This is a genomic window from Shewanella sp. 1180_01 (assembly GCF_052850535.1).
The window spans coordinates 23,412-41,015 of sequence record NZ_VXCT01000026.1; the positions used below are offsets into that span (position 1 = coordinate 23,412).

Annotated in this window: 19 protein-coding genes; 7 read left to right on the plus strand and 12 right to left on the minus strand. The window is 47.2% G+C overall.

Features of this window, described 5'->3' with window-relative positions; all coding sequences use genetic code 11:
* Positions 1-10 precede the first annotated feature (10 nt).
* Entirely contained in the window at positions 11-892 is an 882-nt protein-coding gene (prmA, locus tag FW758_RS14180; RefSeq protein WP_446445723.1) for a 50S ribosomal protein L11 methyltransferase, read from the minus strand.
* 384 nt (positions 893-1,276) lie between these two features.
* Here prmA and FW758_RS14185 point away from each other — a divergent pair, with 384 nt between their 5' ends.
* From FW758_RS14185 to FW758_RS14200, 4 genes are all read left to right on the plus strand, one after another.
* The gene (locus FW758_RS14185) at positions 1,277-1,999 is read left to right on the plus strand and encodes a fumarate reductase cytochrome b subunit (protein WP_446445724.1); all 723 of its coding nucleotides are present in this window, start codon (positions 1,277-1,279) and stop codon (positions 1,997-1,999) included.
* Between the two features lie 172 nt (positions 2,000-2,171).
* Positions 2,172-2,843 (plus strand): fumarate reductase cytochrome b subunit, encoded by a 672-nt coding sequence (locus FW758_RS14190; protein WP_115333742.1) that lies wholly within the window; start codon positions 2,172-2,174, stop codon positions 2,841-2,843.
* Between the two features lie 109 nt (positions 2,844-2,952).
* A complete protein-coding gene (locus FW758_RS14195) occupies positions 2,953-4,959 on the plus strand; it encodes a fumarate reductase flavoprotein subunit (protein WP_446445725.1) in 2,007 nt (668 codons plus the stop codon).
* Positions 4,959-5,690 carry a fumarate reductase iron-sulfur subunit gene (locus FW758_RS14200; RefSeq protein WP_446445726.1) on the plus strand — a complete coding sequence of 244 codons (732 nt, stop codon included), beginning with the start codon at positions 4,959-4,961 and terminating at the stop codon, positions 5,688-5,690. The genes FW758_RS14195 and FW758_RS14200 overlap by 1 nt, the downstream gene beginning before the upstream one ends.
* Positions 5,691-5,739: 49 nt before the next feature.
* On the opposite strand, the gene FW758_RS14205 is transcribed toward FW758_RS14200, so the two are convergent.
* Both FW758_RS14205 and FW758_RS14210 read right to left on the minus strand, forming a co-directional pair.
* Positions 5,740-6,024: a putative quinol monooxygenase gene (locus FW758_RS14205; RefSeq protein ID WP_006084381.1), complete on the minus strand. Its 285-nt coding sequence runs from the start codon at positions 6,022-6,024 to the stop codon at positions 5,740-5,742.
* On the minus strand, positions 6,021-7,043 hold the full coding sequence (locus tag FW758_RS14210; RefSeq protein WP_446445727.1) for a zinc-binding alcohol dehydrogenase family protein: 1,023 nt from the start codon (positions 7,041-7,043) through the stop codon (positions 6,021-6,023). The genes FW758_RS14205 and FW758_RS14210 overlap by 4 nt, the downstream gene beginning before the upstream one ends.
* A 134-nt stretch (positions 7,044-7,177) precedes the next feature.
* On the opposite strand from FW758_RS14210, the gene FW758_RS14215 reads away from it, so the two are divergent.
* Positions 7,178-8,104, plus strand: a complete 927-nt coding sequence (locus FW758_RS14215) for a LysR family transcriptional regulator (protein ID WP_006084378.1) — start codon at positions 7,178-7,180, stop codon at positions 8,102-8,104.
* A 55-nt stretch (positions 8,105-8,159) separates the two neighbouring features.
* On the opposite strand, the gene rho is transcribed toward FW758_RS14215, so the two are convergent.
* Both rho and trxA read right to left on the minus strand, forming a co-directional pair.
* Positions 8,160-9,425, minus strand: coding sequence for a transcription termination factor Rho (gene rho / locus FW758_RS14220; protein WP_006083361.1), 1,266 nt, complete (start codon positions 9,423-9,425; stop codon positions 8,160-8,162).
* Between the two features lie 209 nt (positions 9,426-9,634).
* The gene (trxA, locus tag FW758_RS14225) at positions 9,635-9,961 is read right to left on the minus strand and encodes a thioredoxin TrxA (protein ID WP_006083360.1); all 327 of its coding nucleotides are present in this window, start codon (positions 9,959-9,961) and stop codon (positions 9,635-9,637) included.
* A gap of 152 nt (positions 9,962-10,113) precedes the next feature.
* On the opposite strand from trxA, the gene rhlB reads away from it, so the two are divergent.
* Both rhlB and FW758_RS14235 read left to right on the plus strand, forming a co-directional pair.
* On the plus strand, positions 10,114-11,430 hold the full coding sequence (gene rhlB / locus FW758_RS14230; RefSeq protein ID WP_446445728.1) for an ATP-dependent RNA helicase RhlB: 1,317 nt from the start codon (positions 10,114-10,116) through the stop codon (positions 11,428-11,430).
* Entirely contained in the window at positions 11,431-12,357 is a 927-nt protein-coding gene (locus FW758_RS14235; RefSeq protein WP_259543677.1) for a Ppx/GppA phosphatase family protein, read from the plus strand.
* A gap of 64 nt (positions 12,358-12,421) precedes the next feature.
* On the opposite strand, the gene FW758_RS14240 is transcribed toward FW758_RS14235, so the two are convergent.
* From FW758_RS14240 to FW758_RS14270, 7 genes are all read right to left on the minus strand, one after another.
* Positions 12,422-12,958, minus strand: coding sequence for a thioredoxin family protein (locus FW758_RS14240; protein WP_259573600.1), 537 nt, complete (start codon positions 12,956-12,958; stop codon positions 12,422-12,424).
* A gap of 230 nt (positions 12,959-13,188) precedes the next feature.
* Positions 13,189-13,581: an 8-oxo-dGTP diphosphatase MutT gene (gene mutT, locus FW758_RS14245; protein ID WP_446445729.1), complete on the minus strand. Its 393-nt coding sequence runs from the start codon at positions 13,579-13,581 to the stop codon at positions 13,189-13,191.
* Between the two features lie 77 nt (positions 13,582-13,658).
* On the minus strand, positions 13,659-13,868 hold the full coding sequence (yacG, locus tag FW758_RS14250) for a DNA gyrase inhibitor YacG (RefSeq protein WP_006083355.1): 210 nt from the start codon (positions 13,866-13,868) through the stop codon (positions 13,659-13,661).
* A 73-nt stretch (positions 13,869-13,941) separates the two neighbouring features.
* A complete protein-coding gene (gene zapD / locus FW758_RS14255) occupies positions 13,942-14,676 on the minus strand; it encodes a cell division protein ZapD (protein WP_446445730.1) in 735 nt (244 codons plus the stop codon).
* On the minus strand, positions 14,669-15,286 hold the full coding sequence (gene coaE / locus FW758_RS14260) for a dephospho-CoA kinase (RefSeq protein WP_446445731.1): 618 nt from the start codon (positions 15,284-15,286) through the stop codon (positions 14,669-14,671). Before coaE ends, zapD begins: the two co-directional genes overlap by 8 nt.
* Before the next feature lie 39 nt (positions 15,287-15,325).
* Entirely contained in the window at positions 15,326-16,240 is a 915-nt protein-coding gene (locus FW758_RS14265) for a prepilin peptidase (RefSeq protein WP_446445732.1), read from the minus strand.
* Positions 16,241-16,273: 33 nt separating this feature from the next.
* Positions 16,274-17,542, minus strand: coding sequence for a type II secretion system F family protein (locus FW758_RS14270; protein ID WP_446445733.1), 1,269 nt, complete (start codon positions 17,540-17,542; stop codon positions 16,274-16,276).
* Positions 17,543-17,604: the final 62 nt, after the last annotated feature.

Genomic DNA, 17,604 nt, shown 5'->3' on the forward strand with positions numbered 1-17,604 from the left:
CCCTTTAGCGCTATTTACGCTTGCCTGTCAAGCGGCTCCAATCTTCTTTGTGAGCCGCTGCGTCCATATCGAACCATTGGCTATAAAAGTCAGAGATTTCTTGGGCTTGTTCTTTGAGGAGACCGGAAAGGGCAAGTTTGCCACCGGTTTTTACGCGTTCTGCGATCAAAGGCGCTAATTCACGCAGTGGGCCGGCAAGAATATTGGCGACCAGAACGTCGGCTTTGAGATCGGCGGGTTGGTCTTCTGGCAAGTACAAGGCTAGCTTGTCGGCGACATCATTGCGCTCGGCGTTGGCACGCGAGGCGTCGATGGCTTGATAGTCGATATCGATACCTGTGACGTTTTTCGCGCCCAGTTTCAGTGCTGCTACGGCTAAGATGCCAGAGCCACAGCCAAAGTCGATCACTTCTTCATCGGTTAAATCTAAGCTGTCTAGCCACTCTAAACACAGTGCAGTCGTAGGGTGAGTGCCTGTGCCGAAGGCAAGACCGGGATCGAGGATCACATTGACTGCGGTTGGATCGGGGATCTCGCGCCAGCTTGGGCAGATCCACAAACGCGTGCCGAATTGAGTGGGGTGGAAGTTATCCATCCACTCACGCACCCAGTCTTTATCTTCAATTTGTTCGACCTTATGGCTGAAGTTCTCGCCGAGGAAAGGCAAGGTTTTCAGCATGGCGATGGTCGGTGTCAGATCGGTTTCTGCATCGAATAGGGCAACGACAACGGTATCGCGCCACAGTGGGGTTTCGCCCAGTTTAGGTTCAAAAATAGGGGTGTCTTTACCGTCTTCGAAGGTGATAGAGACTGAGCCTTCTTCCATGAGCAAGTCGCTGATGGTTTCAGCGTCATCGCTATTGGTGTTTATACGGAGTTGGATCCAAGGCATGGGGGCATCCTGTGGCTGAGTGTGCAAAAGCTAAGGGTTCAAAATATCGCGCTATTGTAAACCATGGCTTAAGGTTCTGCGACTGACTATCGTGGCATAGCGTTTTTGTCTGCGTAGACAAGGTGTTAGCGAACGCGCATTGATTGGTATTAAAAAACGAATTATCAGTTTTAATATTTAATATAACACTCTGAAATATATTGGTTAATTGGCTTTACCTTTGTTTGGCTCGGTATGTTTTTTGTGATCTTCTTCTAAGAGTTGCACTCAGTCAGGTGAGTTGGCTCACGCTTTAAATCTGTGACACTGAGGCCGGTTCTGCGTTGCTGCTATGGTGTAGTTAGCCAAGAGGTGCCAACGACGAACGACATAGGTGAATCTAAGATGACAAGCATAACTCGAGTTCACAATAGGGTGAGTACGCCGCTAGGTCATCCTTGGTCGGCTAAGGCTGACAGGCTACAGAGCGTGACAGGGATTATGCTCGGCAGCTTTTTATTGCTGCATATGCATTTTGAGTCGAGCATTTTACTGGGAAAAGAGGCCTTTTATCGTGTTGTGCAGTTGCTTGAAGGTGGCATGTTCAGCGGCACAGGACACGGTTTCCCCATAGTCACAAAAGTGTTTTCAGTGTTTATGTTGCTGGTGGTGATAGTGCATGCGGCGGTAGCACTGCGGCGTTTTCCGGCGCAGCTCGGGCAATGGCGCGCCCTGCGCTCGCACATGGGCAGCATCAACCACAAGGACACCCATGCGTGGTTTTGGCAACTGATCAGCGGCTTTATCTTATTTTTCCTCGTTCCTGTTCACCTCTTCACTATGATTTTGAATCCCGAAATTGGTCCGCATTTATCGGCCGAGCGGGTGTATCACGACAATGCTTGGTTGTTATATGCGCTGTTGCTGCCTGCTGTGGTTGTGCACGCCATGATTGGTCTGTATCGCGTTGCGGTAAAGTGGGGCATAACCACCAAACGCTCAGGTCTACGAAAAATAGCTAAGGTGTTGATTATCTATCTGCTATGTCTGGGGACTGCGAGCCTAGCGTCCTATCTGTTTATCGGTAGTGAGCTGGGTATTCCTGTGCAGCCCTTTGTGCCTGAGTAGGCTTTGAGCTGGCAGCAGGATTTTGTTTCACTGCTATTATTTAAGCATTAGGTTAATTATTCAGCACTCAATTGATCTGGCTCACGTTTTCATGTGGATATGTGAGCGATATTAATTTGCAGTAAGACTTAATGAGATTGGCTCGATACGGTCAACGGCGTGAGGCGATAGGATGGCGATCAAACTAACTATTAAAAAATGGAGTGCTTGGCTGGATTTAAGTCAGAGCGTGTCTGGCGTCATCCTCGCGGTCTTTCTGTGGACCCACTTAGTCTTAGTGTCATCGATTTTACTGGGTAGCGATGCCATGAATTGGGTGGCGCGCACTATGGAGTTGAGTTTTCTTTCTGACGATGGCCACGGTTATCCCTGGGTGGTGACGGCTATTGCAATGGGCATTGCCGCTCTAGCGTTAGTGCATGTGTTAGTTGCGCTGCAAAAGTTACCCATGAGCCTGCGTCAGCAAAGGGCACTGCGGCAACAAATGCAAGTGATCAACCACAGTGATACTCGTCTGTGGCGCTGGCAAGCCATTACCGGTGTGGTGATTTTACTCTTGCTGCCTGTGCATTTGTGGCTCATTGGGTCAGCCCCCGAAACCATAGGTCCCCAAGGGAGCGCCGACCGTATTTGGAACCAAGGTGTGTGGATGGTTTACCTGCCGTTGCTGCTTACAGTGGAGTTGCATGCGGCGATTGGTATTTACCGTGTGGCCTTGAAATGGGGCGCGGCGCGGGATCTCAATAGTCGCAACCGATTACGTAAGATCAAAACTATAGTAAGCGTGCTATTTGTCACCGTCGGCATAGCTTCGCTGCTGGCGTTTTTACCCCATGCGAGTTAACTCCGCCGGCAATTAATGAATAAGTAAATCAATGAATAAGCTTATTAATAAATAGAATGTCGAATACAGCAAACGGCACAAGCACAACAGACCCAATTAAGGAGCAGGCGTGAAACTGATTTATACCGATTCATTAGTGGTAGGCGCCGGACTCGCTGGCTTAAGGGTGGCGATTGCCTCCAAAGAGCGGGGGCTCGATACCTTAGTCCTGTCACTCATTCCTGCGAAACGCTCCCACTCAGCTGCCGCCCAAGGCGGTATGCAGGCGAGCTTAGGCAATGCCGTAAAAGGCATGGGCGATGATGAAGATGTGCATTTTCAAGATACAGTAAAAGGTTCCGATTGGGGCTGCGATCAAGATGTGGCGCGGATGTTTGCTCACTGTGCACCTAAGGCGGTGCGTGAATTGGCGACGTGGGGCGTGCCTTGGTCGAGGGTGAGTGCTGGCCCAAGAGATGTGATCGTTAACGCGCAAAAAGTGACCTTGCATGAGGCGCAGGAAGCCCATGGACTAATTAACGCCCGTGACTTTGGCGGCACAAAAAAATGGCGCACTTGTTATACCGCCGACGGTACGGGTCACTCGCTGTTGTATGCCATGGATAATAAAGCAATTTCTATGGATATTCCCGTCCATGAACGTATCGAAGCGTTGGCACTTATTCACGATGGTAAGCGCTGCCATGGGGTAATCGCCCGCTGTTTGATAACGGGTGAACTCAGGGCTTATGTGGCTAAGTCCACCACCATCGCCACTGGCGGATATGGCCGAATTTATGAAGTGTCGACCAATGCGATTATCTGCGAAGGTATTGGCCAAGCGCTCGCGCTAGAAACCGGCGTTGCCACCCTTGGCAATATGGAAGCGGTACAATTCCATCCCACTGCTATCGTGCCCGTGGGGATTTTAACTACAGAAGGCTGCCGTGGAGATGGCGGTTTATTGCGTGATAAAGACGGTTACCGCTTTATGCCAGACTATGAGCCCGATAAAAAAGAGTTGGCATCGCGGGATGTGGTATCACGCCGCATGACAGAACACATACGTAAAGGTAAAGGCGTCGATAGCCCCTATGGGCCGCATCTGTGGCTGGATATCACTCTGTTAGGTCGCAAACATATTGAAACTAACCTGCGTGAAGTGCAGGAAATTTGTGAAAACTTCCTCGGTATCGATCCCGCAAAAGATTGGATCCCGGTGCGCCCAACCCAGCATTATTCTATGGGTGGCATTCGAACCAATGCCACGGGTGAAAGTCCACAGCTTAAAGGTTTGTTCAGTGTCGGTGAGGCGGCCTGTTGGGATATGCATGGCTTTAACCGTTTAGGCGGTAATTCGTTGGCCGAAACCGTGGTTGGCGGCATGATTATCGGTAAATATGTCGCCGATTTTTGTGAGAACAATAGCCTTGAGATTGACACTCAGCTTGCAGAACGCTTTATGCAGCAGGTGCAGAGTGAAATTGATCTGCTGATCGAAGGTGATGGCCACGAGAGCGCCTTTGCACTCAAACGCGAAATGCAGCGCATCATGATGGACTATGTGGGGATTTTCCGTAATGGCCCTGAGCTTGATAAGGCCGTCGCTGAACTTAAAGTGCTGCTCGAACGTTCGCGTAAACTTGGGCTCAAGTGTAAGAAACGTCACGCCAATCCTGAGCTGGTCGAAGCCCTGCGGGTCAAGCGTATGCTCAAAGTAGCGCTGACTGTGGCCTGCGGCGCAGCGGCACGAACCGAGAGCCGTGGTGCCCATGCTCGAGAAGATTTTCCGCAGCGCAATGATCGCGATTGGCTAAATCGCACCTTAGCCAGTTGGCCCGATCCCGATGCGCTCGAACCTGTGCTTAATTACGAAGCGCTCGATGTGATGAAGATGGAGCTCCCGCCGGGTTATCGTGGTTATGGCATTAACAACGCCATAGTGCATCCCGATACCGAAAAACGTGAGCAACAGATTGCCGAGATTTTAGCTGAGTTAGGTGATGATGCGGACCGTTATCAACGCCAGCGGGCGCTTATGCCCTTTGAATTACCCGAAAGCTTACAACCTAATAATGAACGTTTAAGTGATACTTTAAAAAGCCCGTCCGCCAATGCGTTAGGAGAAAAATCATAATGAGCCAAGGTCGTCAGTTAACCTTTAATATCTTTCGTTATGATCCGCAGGAGCCAAACGATAAGCCGAAAATGGTGCGATATCAGCTTACCGAAACGCCGGGTATGACGGTCTTTATCGCCCTCAATAAACTCAGGGAAGAACAAGATACCTCGGTGCAGTTCGACTTTGTTTGTCGTGCGGGCATTTGTGGCAGTTGCGCTATGGTGATTAACGGTTTCCCGACGTTAGCGTGTCGCACCTTAACCGCCAAATATCCTAAGGGCGAAATTACTCTAATGCCGCTGCCAGGCTTTGAGTTGATTGGCGACCTATCAGTCAATACCGGTAAGTTTATGCGGGAATTGGCTGAACGCTTAAAGCTGTGGTTACACCCTAAGGCCAATGACATCAGCGTGCATCGCCTCGAAGATCCAATGGACCCAGACGAAGCTGCGTGCCTGTATGAGCTTGAGCGCTGCGTTGAGTGCGGCGTGTGTGTTTCAGCTTGCGCGACTAAGCAAATGCGTGAAACCTTTGTCGGCGCCGTCGGTATGATGAAAATTGCCCGTTTCGAGATGGATAGCCGTGATGCGCGCACAGCGGAGGATTTTTACCATGTGATTGGTAATCAGGATGGGGTGTTTGGTTGTATGACTTTACTCGGCTGCCAAGATAACTGCCCTAAGGATTTACCACACATGCAGCAAATCGCCTATTTACGCCGCAAGATGGCTATGACGCTGATTTGATAAGTGATCATCATGAAAAGCGCCAACGTGTTTGGCGCTTTTTTATTGACTAACAGGCGTAGCTTTTATGGATGTCAGCTCGACTGATTAAGTCTGCCGTTTGGGCGACAAATGCTTGGAAATGCGCACTCGCCATATGTTCATCCAATGCTGCTTGGGATTGCCAAATTTCGTACATCCAGAAGATATTTTCATCATCCAATGAGTGATGCAGCTTGTATTCGATGCAGCCAGCTTCGGTATGCGTGTCCGTCACGAGTTGCTTGAGTATCTTAAATAGCGCATCGCTTTGGCCTTGATTCGCTATGATTTGGGCAAATACCGTTATTTTCATTGACTAAAACCTTCCAAAACAATTTTACCTATAGCTTTGCCTGACTCAATCTGAGTATGGGCCTTGATTAAGTTTTGGGCATTAATGGTGCCGTAGTGCTCACCGAACGTACTCTGTAACTCGCCTGTATCGATAAGGGCACTTAAGCGATTGAGCAAGTGATGTTGGGCTACCATATCCTCGGTTTGATAAAGACTTCGGGTAAACATCAGCTCCCAATGTAATGACAGGCTCTTACGCTTGAGTTTCATCACATCTAATGGGCCTTTAGGATCATCGATAAGCGCTAGTTTTCCTTGCGGCTTAAGCACTTGCACTATTTCATCAAAATGTTGGTCGGTTTGGGTCAAGCTAATCACATGGGTCACATCAGTAATGCCAATATTGGCAAGTTCGCCCGAGAGCGATTTAGTGTGGTCTATGACCGCATCGGCGCCGAGTTTTTGCACCCAAGCGGCGGATTCTGGGCGAGAAGCAGTGCCAATTACCTCTGCCCCTGTGAGTTTTACCGCCAGTTGAGTGATGATAGAGCCCACACCACCGGCCGCGCCGATAATTAAAATGCGGGCGTCAGTTGCCGAACCATCTAGGGGTAGACCTAGGCGGTCGAATAGAATCTCCCATGCGGTAATTCCGGTTAAGGGTAATGCCGCCGCTTGGGCATAGGTTAGACTCTTAGGTTTATGGCCGACAATTCGTTCATCAACCAATTGATATTCTGCATAACTTCCGCTGCGACTAATATCGCCCGCGTACCACACTTCATCGCCAATGTTGAAAAGACTGGCTTTCTCACCAACGGCTTTGATGACACCGACCGCATCCCAGCCGATAATTTTGTATTCGCCTGCAGGCGCTGAGCTAGATGCACGGATTTTTGTATCAACCGGATTGACAGAAATGGCTTTGATTTCCACTAAAAGGTCAAAACCTGTCGCAGTTGGCTCGGCTAGCGTGATGTTTTCTAATGCATTTGGCGCTGTGATTGCACCTGCAGTTTGGTAACCAATGGCTTTCATGTTTATTCCTCTGGGTGTACTTGCTGGAGTCTACTTGTTTGAGTGTACTTGTATCGTGTAGTCATTGTGTGGAATATTAGCCAAGAGATAAACAGGATAAAGTTTGTAATTTTTTCAAAGGATTTTTGATAATCATGCTAATTAATGATTTAGCTTTGTTCGTGCGAGTCGCTGATTGCGGCAATATATCTGCCGCAGCAGCCGAGATGGATATCTCCGCCGCTTCTGCCAGCGCGGCAATAAAACGGCTTGAAAAACAGCTCGATACTAGCTTATTTATCCGCACGACACGCAGCTTACGTTTGACTGTGCAAGGTGAACGTTATCTTATTCATTGCCGACGAGCGCTAAGCGATTTAGCGCTTGGCGAACAGGCTATCGCCAGTGATAAAGGTAAAATATCTGGCACTTTAAGCCTGTCGGTTTCTTCAGACTTTGGCCGTAATTTGTTTGTGCCTTGGCTCGACGAGTTTTTGCTCGATTTTCCTCAACTGCAAGTGCGCTTGCACCTTGGGGACAATATCAGCAGTTTTTACCACGATAAAATTGATGTCGCCGTGCGCTATGGAAAACCGCAGGATTCTAACCAAGTGGCTTTTCCTATCTGCAGTGTTGATCGTGTCTTGTGCGCCTCACCTGAATATCTCGCCAAGTTTGGTGTGCTTAATTCATTAGAACAATTAGTTGAGCATAATTGCTTGTTTTATAAGTTGGATGGTCGCACCCACGATCAATGGCTATTTAGGCGTGATGGTCAAGAATTCAAAGTGCGTGTCACGGGCAATCGTAGTGCTAATGATGCCGAGATTGCCGGCCGTTGGGCTGTGGCTGGCAAAGGGTTGGTATTTAAGTCGAGTCTAGATCTGGCCGATGACTTAATCTCAGGGCGGTTAGTACGATTGTTGCCTGAGTATCAAGGTGAGCCAGTCGATTTGTACTTAGTGTGCCCAGGACGCGAGCATGTGACGCCTGTTGTCTTGTTGCTGAGGGAAATGCTGCGGCAGCGCACACAGGCTTTGAGTAAAAGCTTAGGTCAAATACTGGCAGTAAAAAAATCTTAGGATTTAAGAAACAAAAAAGCCGCATGATGCGGCTTTTTTTAGCGACTCGCGAAGATTAAGACTTAGCGCGTTTCATGGCGGTAAAGAATTCTTCGTTAGTCTTGGTCATAGCCAATTTGTCGATTAAGAATTCCATTGCGCTGACTTCATCCATAGGATTTAAGATCTTACGCAGGATCCACATTTTTTGCAGTTCTTCTTGAGTCGTGAGTTTTTCTTCACGACGCGTACCACTGCGGTTGAAGTCAATGGCTGGGAACACACGCTTTTCTGCCGCTTTACGTGACAGATGCAGCTCTTGGTTACCTGTACCTTTAAATTCTTCGTAGATCACTTCGTCCATCTTAGAACCAGTATCAACCAAAGCAGTGGCGATAATGGTCAAGCTGCCGCCGTGTTCGATGTTACGTGCCGCACCGAAGAAGCGTTTTGGACGGTGCAGGGCGTTCGCATCCACACCACCGGTTAACACTTTGCCCGATGACGGGATAACAGTGTTATAGGCGCGGGCTAGACGAGTAATAGAATCGAGTAGGATAACCACGTCTTTTTTGTGCTCAACCAAGCGTTTGGCTTTTTCAATCACCATTTCGGCAACTTGAACGTGACGGCTGGCTGGCTCATCGAAGGTTGATGCGATAACTTCGCCTTTAACGAGGCGCTGCATCTCAGTGACTTCTTCTGGGCGTTCATCGATCAACAATACCATCAACACCACTTCTGGGTTGTTGTAGCTGATACTCTGAGCAATACCTTGAAGTAATAGCGTTTTACCGGCTTTTGGTGGTGCAACGATCAAACCACGTTGACCTTTACCAATCGGTGAGCATAAATCCAGAATACGTGCGGTAATATCTTCAGTTGAGCCGTTGCCACGCTCCATACGCATACGTTCTTCTGCGTGGAGTGGGGTTAAGTTTTCAAAGAGGATTTTATTACGGGAGTTTTCTGGTTTATCGAAGTTAACTTCGTTGACTTTCAATAGGGCAAAATAACGCTCGCCTTCTTTCGGTGGGCGAATTTTACCAAAAATGGTATCACCCGTTCGCATGTTGAAGCGGCGAATTTGGCTTGGTGAGACATAGATGTCATCTGGACCAGCTAAATAAGAACCGTCTGAGCTGCGTAAGAAGCCGAAACCGTCTTGGAGTATTTCTAATACCCCACCACCGAAAATGTCTTCTCCACTTTTTGCGTGGGCTTTAAGGATTGAGAAAATAATGTCCTGCTTGCGAGCGCGGGCCATATTTTCGAGCTTCATATTTTCAGCTAGCGAGACTAGGTCAGAAATCGGCGTGTCTTTTAATTCAGTTAAGTTCATTTTGGGGGTCTTGTGTTACGCGACAAAGCTTACCGCGATCAATCAGTAAGGATGTAATTCAGGATAGTGATTGACGAGCGAGAAGAGGTTATTAGAAAGAATCTGGTTATTAAAGTAGCACTAACAAAGCGGGGCGTCCAGAAATTTAGGGAAATTCCGGCACAATTAATTTATAGCTTGTGCCGGAGGTCACTCATTACCACATCAAATTAGATTTGCGCGTCGATAAACTCTTTTAATTGCGTTTTTGAGAGTGCGCCAACTTTAGTTGCGGCTAATTCGCCGTTCTTGAATAACAGTAAAGTTGGGATGCCACGAACGCCATATTTCGCTGGAGAAACATTGTTTTGGTCAACGTTTAATTTAGCGATAGTCACGCGGCCTGCATATTCTTCAGACACATCGTCTAAAATTGGAGCGATCATTTTACAAGGACCACACCACTCGGCCCAGAAGTCTACCAATACTGGCAAATCAGACTTTAATACGTCGTTTTCGAAGCTGTCGTCACTCAGGTATATAATTTTATCGCTCATGATGTTCTCCAGTTTGGGTGCCATTGCTGGTTTGTTAATGGCTTACCATGTATATTGGGGCTGAAAAATAGCTTTTCAAGTTACCTTTTTACAATGTGGCTATTTCAAACGATCGAGTATCTTATTGCAACCTCAACAGGTAAGCTTGCGCTATGAGCGAAACACATCTATCTACCCAAAGGTTTGCCGACCTACCTCTACATCCTGAGGTTAAACAGGCCCTTGCCGAGAATAGCTTCGAATTTTGTACGCCGATCCAGGCGTTATCACTGCCTGTATTACTTCAATCAAAAGATATCGCTGGTCAAGCACAAACGGGCACTGGCAAGACAATGGCCTTTTTGGTCGCCACTTTTAATCACTTATTATCGACTCCCGTACCTGAAGGTCGACTGATTAATCAGCCCCGCGCCATCATTATGGCTCCGACTCGCGAACTGGCGATTCAGATTGCTAAAGATGCGATTTTACTCGCTAAACACACTCACTTAAAGGTGGGTATTGTTTATGGCGGCGAAAGTTACGATGTGCAGCGTAAAGTATTAGATCAAGGTGTTGATATCTTGATTGGTACTACGGGTCGAATTATCGACTACGTTCGCCAAGGCATTATCGGTCTGAATTCGATTCAGGCTGTAGTATTAGATGAAGCCGATCGTATGTTCGATCTAGGTTTTATCAAAGATATCCGCTTCTTGTTTAGACGTATGCCTGAGGCAAATCAACGTCTTAATATGCTATTTTCGGCAACCTTGTCGATGAAAGTGCAAGAGCTGGCTTACGATCATATGAACGAGCCAGTTAAAGTCGAAATCGCTCCTGAAGAAAAAACCTCTAAAAACATCAAAGAAGAAATCTTCTATCCTTCGCAAGAAGAGAAGATGCGTTTGTTGCTGACCTTGATTGAAGAAGATTGGCCAGAAAAGGCCATCGTTTTCTCTAACACTAAGCACAGCTGTGAAACGCTTTGGTCTTGGCTTGAAGGTGATGGACATCGCGTGGGTTTGTTAACGGGTGATGTGCCACAGAAAAAACGTATTCGTATTCTTGAGCAGTTTACCAGTGGCCAATTAGATATATTGGTTGCTACCGATGTTGCGGCTCGCGGTTTACATATTTCTGACGTTTCACACGTGTATAACTATGATTTACCTGATGATTGTGAAGACTATGTGCACCGAATCGGTCGTACGGGTCGTGCGGGTAATAAGGGCATGTCGATAAGCTTTGCCTGTGAAGAGTACGCGTTGAACTTGCCAGCAATCGAAAGCTATATTAATCATTCGATTCCAGTGAGTAATTACGACAGTGAAGCTTTATTGGCCGATATTCCAACGCCAGCGAAGATCCACCGTAAACACCCGAGCGGCACTCGAAACCTGCGTGATCGTTCTGGGACAAGTCGTCCAGGTGCGCAGCGCAGTGGTGCTCGCCCTCCTCGTCATGATAGGACACGTAGACATTCGTAAATGCCAACACCCGCTTATGCCGCTATAACATTAGGCTCAAACAGTTTTAATATGCTGATCGCCAAAACTCGTGGTGGTCAGCCGCATATTATTGCGAAATATAAACGCAAGGTGAGGCTCGCCGAAGGTATAGGCGACGATGGCAACTTAAGCCATGACGTGATGCAGCGCGGCCTCGACTGTTTGAGTATGTTTGCCCAAATGTTGGTACAACATAAGATTGAAGCAAATCATGTCGCTGTGATTGCTACCGCAACCCTTCGCAGTATCAGCAATGCCGATGAGTTTAATCGGCGTGCATTGCCGCTCTTAGGTCATCCGATTGAAATCATCTCAGGCATGCGTGAAGCTGAGCTTATCTATCAAGGCATGGTGGCCACCACCTGTGGTCAAGGCCGCCGTTTAGTCATAGATATCGGCGGGGCGAGCACTGAGTTTATTATCGGTGATGGGCATCAAGTGTTGTTCAAAACCAGTTTGCCCTTTGGTAGCGTGACTTATAATCGCCAATTTTTCAGCAGCTTGCCGCTGCAACAGTTAGATTTCGATGATGCCAAGCAGCAAGTGCTAACCTCATTAGCTGAGCATAGACAAACGCTACGCGATCTCGGTTGGCATTGTGTTGTTGGTGCCTCTGGTGCGGTGCAATCTGTGGTTGAAGTACTGCTTCACCGTGGCTTATCTGAGACGATAACACTCGATGTGCTCACTCTGCTGAAGGCTGAAATTCTCGCCCAAGAAGATATTAGCTTAACGGGGATCGCTGGGCTTTGTAGCGAGCGGGCACCGACTTTTGCAGCGGGTGTCGCTATTTTATTAGCTTTGTTTGAGTTGCTGGGGATAGAGCATTTAGCCTTATCTGGTGGCGCATTACGTGAAGGTGTTTTAGTGATGTTAGCGCAGCGAATTATTGACGAAGCGAGCTAAGCTTTCTCTGAATGGATAAAAACCAAAGGCCGCTATGCGGCCTTTATTGTTTGTACTGCGTCGCTTATTTCAATAAATCGGCGAGATCTTTTTCTAAGGAAACGGTTGGGCGCTCTACGATACGGCCAACTTCGTTACCTTGCTGCAGCACAATAAAGGTTGGAATACGGGTAAAGTCGTATTTGGCAGCTAAGCCTTCGGGATCTTTCTTCGTCCGGTCGACACCAATATAGGTCACTTTGATATTGGGATTGGCGACTTCTTCCATGATACGGATAAAGCGCGGTGTTTCACGGTGACAATCTGGACACCAAGTACCAATGATCACAATAATTTCAGTTGGTTCGGTGACGCTTTTAAGCGGAGTGATTGCCGCAGTGTCGACCTGGTAGCTTTTATACCCTTCGGCAAACTCATTGAGATCTGTGACTAAATGTTGTGCTTCGACTATGCCAGTTAAAATCACTTCTTGTTTCTCCTCGCTGCAGGTCGCAATTAAGCCCTGTTGTTGTTCTTCAAATCCACAGCCACCATTGGCTAGTGCCTGACAACTAAAAAATAAGGCAGTAGTGGCTAGGAATGCCTTAACGTTATTGTGCATGATGTGCCCTTAAAATCGAAGAGAAAGAATGAAGCCTGATTCAAACATTATTCTCGATGCGATTAAAGCGGATCATTGATTTGCTGCAAGCTAGATCACGCATTGCTAATATCTATAAGCTTAACGATCACAGGATTGCATAGTTTTTGGAGTTAAGACATTGAAAAAGCACATCCCCGAACCGCGATTCGGGGATAGAGCGTATTGAAATAATAAGTTACATGGCTCGATTACTGAGCGAGAATTTTTTCTAAAATAGGCTTGTTAGCCTCGGGGAAGTCATAATTAATTAAATCGGCTTTAGTGACCCAAGCGATAAGCTGACCTTCGAGGCCTTGGGCTGTGCCGTTAAACTCAGTGACCGAATGGATATCGAGTAGCACTTGTTTATCGGGATAATCGAAACTCAGCGCCATAAATGGCTGACTATCGGTGACATCGAGTGCAACTTCCTCTTTGAGTTCACGGATCAGCGCTTGAGTAACCGTTTCGCCCGCCTCAACTTTGCCGCCAGGAAATTCCCATTTCCCACCTTGATGTAAATGGTCTGGGCGTTTTGCCAACAGAATGTCACCGGCCGAGTTAGTAATAATGCCGACGGCCACATGGATGCGTTTGGTCATAATATTTATCTTTAGATTAGAGAGTTGGATCAATTAATCGTTGCGATGGGCGTAAACTGAGCGGTTAGCGCTTCGGGTTATTCTTTAAAAAAGTCGCCTTCATCGAGGTCAAATTCATCAAAAGCTTCGGGATCAAATTCGGCTTTAACCGGAATGACATGCTTTTCTGATGCCCAATCGCCGAGGTCGATGAGCTTACAGCGCTCGCTGCAAAAAGGTTTAAATGCAGATTGTGGCACCCATTCGACAGGGGCTTTGCAGATAGGGCAGTTAACGGTCAATGGCATAATTGTTCTCTTGGTTAACGGCGATACAGCGGCCGCCAATACTAATGTCTTTCAGGCCATTAGTGTAAAGGCTTCATGCACAGGTAGCCAGTAAGAAATCAATCGAACGGTCGGAGTGGCGTTGTTGTTCAAACTGCACAAAATGGATTGCAAAACGGTTTTTATGGCCGCTAATCGTAGGATAACACCCGTGGGAGGCATCGACTTTGACTCGCACCAAAGCAAGTGCTTGAGCACTGTCGCCCTGATAAAAACCTGCATGGGCAACGGCATTGTCGTAATGGGCTGTGCTGCGGGTAAGTTGGAGTAATAGTGTGATGGGGGTGAGTAAAGGTTCGAAATGCGCTATCCAAGTGCGATAGTCTTGCTGTTTTTCTTCCCAAGGCTTTGTTAGCCAATAATGCAATTGCGGCAGATCGAAGTTGCAGCAGGCGCCCGGCATGCCAAAGCGTTGTCTTAGTGCGGAAATGAATCTGTCTTGTTTTAGTTGGTAGCCGAAGCGTTCTGGTTTTTGCAACGGTTCGCGGGCTTGGGTGAGGGCGTTGATATAAAGGTCGATTTGCTGGTGGTCGACGTGATCTAATTCTTGCCATTTGCTGAGTTGCAGCAAGTGCCGCTCAATATCTTTTAATACTTCATTACGATAATCACAGCGTTCGGACAATTCACAGAGGGAAAACAGCGGATAAAAACATCTATGTTGGTGGTCATTGCTTAGATTACTTTGCAGCTGTTTATCGAGGTATTCGAGCCGCAAGTAGCTGCGAATTTTCTCGTTTAGGGGCTGTTCGTAAACTAATTCAGTCATGGGCGTTATCAGTACCAGAAAGTTGTAAATAGCGCTGATGCAATGCTTGCACCTCTCGTTTTAAGCTTGATATCTCTCCTTGATTATCAATAATGTCGTCGGCTCTAGCGAGTTTTTCGCTGCGACTACATTGGCTACTAATGATGTTATTAACTTGAGATGCATCAACATTGTCACGTTTTACGGTGCGATTTATTTGCAACTCAGGCGAAATATCCACCACTAAAGTCCGATTGACTAACCTATCTAACCCGTTCTCAAATAGCAAGGGCACGACCATAATTACATAGGTCGAGGTCGCTTTTTCTACCTGCGCGAGCATTTCTTGGCGGATCATGGGGTGTAATAGTTGGTTTAGCCATTCGCGCTCTTCAGGATGGCTAAATATCCGCTGCCGCAGCTTGGCGCGATCGAGTTCACCCTCAGGTGTTAATATCTCAGCACCAAAATGAGTGACGATCGCTTCCAGTCCAGTTGAACCGGGAGCGACTACCTCGCGGGCAACGATATCTGCGTCGACTAAGCTAATCCCTTCTGCAGCGAATAAATTGGCAACAGTCGTTTTACCGCTGCCGATGCCGCCTGTAAGGCCAACAACAAACTTTGACATAAGATACTCCGGATCGCTTTCTGCTTAGTTTGCATGCTCTTACAGTGTCGATAGGTACCAATCGACAATCTGTTGCCCAAATAGCAAGGCTATCCAGCCTGCGGCAGCAATATAAGGGCCAAATGGGATGGGATTACCTTGTTTGAGGCGTTTACTGATAATCATAGTGATGCCAACGACTGCGCCAACGAGGGACGAAAGTAAAATCACCAACGGCAGCATTTGCCAGCCAAGCCAAGCACCGAACACGGCGAGCAGTTTAAAGTCACCATAACCCATGCCTTCCTTGCCGGTGAGGATTTTAAACAACCAGAAAATGGACCATAGACTCAAATAGCCTGCCGCCGCGCCGATAATGGCATCGGTTGGGCTCGCAAAGGTATGATTTAGATTGATTATCAAGCCGAGCCAAAGCAACGGTAGCGTCATTTGGTCGGGGAGCAACATCTCATCAAGATCGATACCTGTCAGTGCTACAAGCACAAAGGTGAGTATGCTCGCAAAAACAAACTGCCAGCTTGGACCAAAATGCCAAGCTAAAGTCGCGATAAGTAGCCCTGTGATGAATTCAATAATAGGGTAGCGGGCTGAAATAGGGGCGTGACAGGCGGCGCATTTTCCCTTGAGCATTAACCAGCCTAATACGGGTAAATTATGCCAAGGTTTAATCGCCGTTTTGCACTTAGGGCAGGCTGAGCCCGGAACAACAAGATTATATTTTTCAGGGAAGGCATCAATAGGTTTATTGAGTTGGTCTATTCCTATCTTGTTGACTATCTCTTCGTGGTATTCCTGCAAATACTGATTGCATTCTTGCTGCCATTCTCGTTTCATCATCACAGGAAATCTGTGGATTACCACATTTAAAAAGCTACCAATGGTAGCGGCAAAGATAAAGCTTAGAGTAATAAAGAGATAAGGGTGCTGGCCCAAAAGGGAGATGAATTCTGACATTATATTTTCTTATTTTAATTTGAATCAAATAGATTAGCTGACGATTTTACCCATTTGGAAGATGGGCAAATACATAGCAACAATTAGGCCACCAACGACAGTACCTATGACCACCATCATAATCGGTTCTATCAGGCTTGATAAGCCATCAACCGCATCATCTACTTGCATTTCGTAGATGGTTGATACTTTATTGAGCATGTTATCTAGTGAGCCTGATTCTTCGCCTATCATCACCATTTGCACTAACATATCGGGGAACAGGCCTGTCGTTTGCATCGCCACATTCATCTGCATCCCCGCCATCACTTCTTGACGGATTTTTAAAATGGCTTTGCGGTATACCGCATTACCCGATGCGCCGGCGGCAGACTCGAGACCATCAATTAACGGCACGCCCGCGGCGAAGGTAGTAGCTAAAGTCCGGGCGAATCGTGCCATGGCACCTTTGTGTAATATAGGCCCAATAGCGGGGATTTTAAGCACAGCTTCATCGACTCTATCTCGCACCATTTGTGAGTTTCTGTGGGCTCGAACAAACAAAAATACTCCGCCGATAATGGCGGCTAAAAAGATATACCAAGAGGATTGTAAGCCGCGGGAAATATGCAGCACCAGTTGGGTAAAGGCGGGCAGTTCAGCACCAAAGCCCTTAAAAATTTCTTCAAATTGAGGCACCACAAACAATAGTAATAAGGATGTGACTAAGATTGCGACTATGACAACTGCAGCAGGATAGAACATGGCCTTCTTAATTTTGGACTTCAGTGCTTCTGATTTTTCTCTGTAAGTAGCAACGCGGTCAAAAACCAAATCTAGTGAGCCAGAGTGCTCGCCTGCAGCGACTAGGTCGACATAAAGTTCATCGAAGTAACGCCTATGGGGGCGCATTGCATCGGATAAGGGAATCCCTGATTGAATTTCGCTGAGGATATTGCCTAATAGTTCTCGCACCTTAGCTTTTTCGTGACCGCGGCCGAGTAGTTCAATTGTGGTTACTAAAGGTACGCCCGCTGCTAGCATAGTCGCAATTTGGCGAGTAATTACAGCAATATCCATAGGGGTGATTTTCGGATCACCTAACTTAAATAGTGCTGATGACTGCTTACGAACGCTCTTAGGGTTCACTCCTTGGGATTTTAACTGACTACGGATTTCGGCGGCAGTTGCACCTCTTAGCTCTCCCGCAGTTTTCTTACCGTCGCGATTTAGGCCTTTCCATTCAAAGGTATAAATTTTTGGTTGGCTCTTTTGCTCGGTTTTCTTGGTACGAGACTTTCTTGTAGTCGTTGCCGTAGCCATAAATTATTCCTGTAAATAAATCGTTCTAGATTTCTAGTTAACTGAACGCTGTGCTTGCGAAA

Coding starts and splice junctions, on each gene's coding strand:
- prmA (WP_446445723.1), bottom strand. CDS start 892: ATGCCTTGGATCCAACTCCGTATAAACACCAATAGCGATGACGCTGAA.
- FW758_RS14190 (WP_115333742.1), top strand. CDS start 2,172: ATGGCGATCAAACTAACTATTAAAAAATGGAGTGCTTGGCTGGATTTA.
- FW758_RS14270 (WP_446445733.1), bottom strand. CDS start 17,542: ATGGCTACGGCAACGACTACAAGAAAGTCTCGTACCAAGAAAACCGAG.
- zapD (WP_446445730.1), bottom strand. CDS start 14,676: ATGACTGAATTAGTTTACGAACAGCCCCTAAACGAGAAAATTCGCAGC.
- yacG (WP_006083355.1), bottom strand. CDS start 13,868: ATGCCATTGACCGTTAACTGCCCTATCTGCAAAGCCCCTGTCGAATGG.
- coaE (WP_446445731.1), bottom strand. CDS start 15,286: ATGTCAAAGTTTGTTGTTGGCCTTACAGGCGGCATCGGCAGCGGTAAA.
- rhlB (WP_446445728.1), top strand. CDS start 10,114: ATGAGCGAAACACATCTATCTACCCAAAGGTTTGCCGACCTACCTCTA.
- rho (WP_006083361.1), bottom strand. CDS start 9,425: ATGAACTTAACTGAATTAAAAGACACGCCGATTTCTGACCTAGTCTCG.
- FW758_RS14265 (WP_446445732.1), bottom strand. CDS start 16,240: ATGTCAGAATTCATCTCCCTTTTGGGCCAGCACCCTTATCTCTTTATT.
- FW758_RS14210 (WP_446445727.1), bottom strand. CDS start 7,043: ATGAAAGCCATTGGTTACCAAACTGCAGGTGCAATCACAGCGCCAAAT.
- FW758_RS14205 (WP_006084381.1), bottom strand. CDS start 6,024: ATGAAAATAACGGTATTTGCCCAAATCATAGCGAATCAAGGCCAAAGC.
- mutT (WP_446445729.1), bottom strand. CDS start 13,581: ATGACCAAACGCATCCATGTGGCCGTCGGCATTATTACTAACTCGGCC.
- FW758_RS14185 (WP_446445724.1), top strand. CDS start 1,277: ATGACAAGCATAACTCGAGTTCACAATAGGGTGAGTACGCCGCTAGGT.
- FW758_RS14200 (WP_446445726.1), top strand. CDS start 4,959: ATGAGCCAAGGTCGTCAGTTAACCTTTAATATCTTTCGTTATGATCCG.
- FW758_RS14235 (WP_259543677.1), top strand. CDS start 11,431: ATGCCAACACCCGCTTATGCCGCTATAACATTAGGCTCAAACAGTTTT.
- FW758_RS14240 (WP_259573600.1), bottom strand. CDS start 12,958: ATGCACAATAACGTTAAGGCATTCCTAGCCACTACTGCCTTATTTTTT.
- trxA (WP_006083360.1), bottom strand. CDS start 9,961: ATGAGCGATAAAATTATATACCTGAGTGACGACAGCTTCGAAAACGAC.
- FW758_RS14215 (WP_006084378.1), top strand. CDS start 7,178: ATGCTAATTAATGATTTAGCTTTGTTCGTGCGAGTCGCTGATTGCGGC.